The 2,413-nt window shown below is 55.8% G+C and carries 2 rRNA genes (1 of these 2 running past the window's edge); both read right to left on the bottom strand.

The window, feature by feature from the left end:
• A 5S ribosomal RNA gene (gene rrf / locus ACFMBG_RS08630) occupies positions 1-114 on the bottom strand; the annotation flags it as partial.
• Positions 115-316: 202 nt separating this feature from the next.
• Positions 317-2,413 (bottom strand): 23S ribosomal RNA (locus ACFMBG_RS08625); it runs 731 nt beyond the window's last position.

The following is a 2,413-nucleotide window of genomic DNA, read 5'->3' as shown; positions in this document are numbered from 1 at the left end:
TTTGGCGGTGACCTACTCTCCCAGGGCTTGAGCCCAAGTACCATCGGCGCGACAGTGCTTAACTTCCGGGTTCGGGATGGGACCGGGTGTTTCACTTGTGCTGTGGCCACCAAACCGAGAAAAATCCAGCAAGCCTGCGGCTTGCGGAGTTTTCTCGGTTGGCGGCCGGCAGCGTGTTTGCGGAGCAAATACGCGAGAGGCCGCACCTGAGTTACGTCACGTGGACGGTTCCACAAGGGCAGGCAATACAATCAGCATGTCCAAGTTCTTGGGATGGTTTGCTTTCTGTGTCCTGTAACACTGTCTGTTACTGGATCAAATCAAGCCTGTCGGGCGATTAGTACCGGTCAGCTGAACGCATTGCTGCGCTTACACCTCCGGCCTATCGGCGTGGTGGTCTTCCACGGCCCTCAGGGATACCTTGTTTTGAGGGGGGCTTCCCGCTTAGATGCCTTCAGCGGTTATCCTGTCCGATCATAGCTACCCAGCACTGCAATTGGCATTACAACTGGTCCACCAGTGGATCGTTCACCCCGGTCCTCTCGTACTAGGGGCAACTCCTCTCAAGTATCCTGCACCCACGGCAGATAGGGACCGAACTGTCTCACGACGTTCTAAACCCAGCTCACGTACCTCTTTAAACGGCGAACAGCCGTACCCTTGGGACCTGCTCCAGCCCCAGGATGAGATGAGCCGACATCGAGGTGCCAAACACTGCCGTCGATATGGACTCTTGGGCAGTATCAGCCTGTTATCCCCGGCGTACCTTTTATCCGTTGAGCGATGGCCCTTCCACGCGGGACCACCGGATCACTATGGCCGACTTTCGTCTCTGCTCGACTTGTCAGTCTCGCAGTCAGGCTGGCTTCTGCCATTGCACTCAACGAGCGATTTCCGACCGCTCTGAGCCAACCTTCGCGCGCCTCCGTTACTCTTTAGGAGGCGACCGCCCCAGTCAAACTACCCGCCACGCAGGGTCCCGGATCCGGATAACGGACCGCGGTTAGACATCAAGAGTGCGAAGGGTGGTATCTCAAGGGAGGCTCCACAGGAACTTGCGTTCCTGCTTCGATGCCTACCACCTATCCTGCACATCACAATCCTGATGCCAGTGCGAAGCTGTAGTAAAGGTGCACGGGGTCTTTCCGTCTAACCGCGGGAAGCCTGCATCTTGACAGGCAATTCAATTTCGCTGAGTCGATGTTGGAGACAGCGGGGAAGTCGTTACGCCATTCGTGCAGGTCGGAACTTACCCGACAAGGAATTTCGCTACCTTAGGACCGTTATAGTTACGGCCGCCGTTTACCTGGGCTTCAATTCGGAGCTCTCACCCCTCCTTTTAACCTTCAGGCACCGGGCAGGCGTCAGACCCTATACGTCGCCTTGCGGCTTCGCAGAGCCCTGTGTTTTTAATAAACAGTCGCCACCCCCTGGTTTGTGCCCCCGGATCCAAGTTGCCTTGAACCCGGGCCTCCTTCTCGCGAACTTACGGAGGTATTTTGCCGAGTTCCTTCAACATCGTTCTCTCAAGCGCCTTGGTATGCTCTACCAGTCCACCTGTGTCGGTTTAGGGTACGGTCTGATGGAGGGCTATTTCCAGGGACCAATCAGCGGCCCGCCCAATCCGATAAGGGCGGACAACCTTCATGATCCGTCACATCCTCCTGGCCCAGGAATATTAACCTGGTTCCCATCGCCTACGCCTTTCGGCCTCGGCTTAGGGGCCGGCTTACCCTGCTCAGATTAGCTTTAAGCAGGAACCCTTGGACTTTCGGCGAGAGTGTCTCTCACACTCTTTGTCGCTACTCATGTCATCATTCTCGCTAGTGATCTCTCCACCGGATGGCTCACGCCCCGGCTTCATCGAAAGCCTCTCTCCTCCAATACTCCCGAAGGAGTTAAGGAGGAATGAGACTATGTCACACTACGCTCTGCTACCATGCCCTATGGGCATCCTCGGCTTCGGCTCATGGCTTGAGCCCCGTTACATCTTCGCCGCAGGACGTCTTATTTAGACCAGTGAGCTGTTACGCTATCTTTAAAGGATGGCTGCTTCTAAGCCAACCTCCTGGTTGTTTTGGACATCCCACCTGCTTTCCCACTTAGCCATGAATTGGGGGCCTTAGCCGGAGGTCAGGGTTGTTTCCCTCTCCACGACGGACGTTAGCATCCGCCGTGTGTCTGCCATCTAGTACTCCCGGGTATTCGGAGTTTGGTTAGGATCAGTAAGCCTGTGGGGCCCCATTACCCATCCAGTGCTCTACCCCCCGGGGTATTCGGATGACGCTCTACCTAAATAGATTTCGCAGAGAACCAGCTATCTCCGAGTTTGATTGGCCTTTCACCCCTAGGCACAGCTCATCCCGATCCTTTTCAACGGATGTGGGTTCGGTCCTCCAGTGCGTGTTACCGC

Source organism: Leisingera coralii, from assembly GCF_049056525.1.
GTDB lineage: Bacteria > Pseudomonadota > Alphaproteobacteria > Rhodobacterales > Rhodobacteraceae > Leisingera > Leisingera coralii.
Note: the sequence above shows the minus strand (reverse complement) of the source record. Positions and strands in the feature narration are given on the sequence as shown.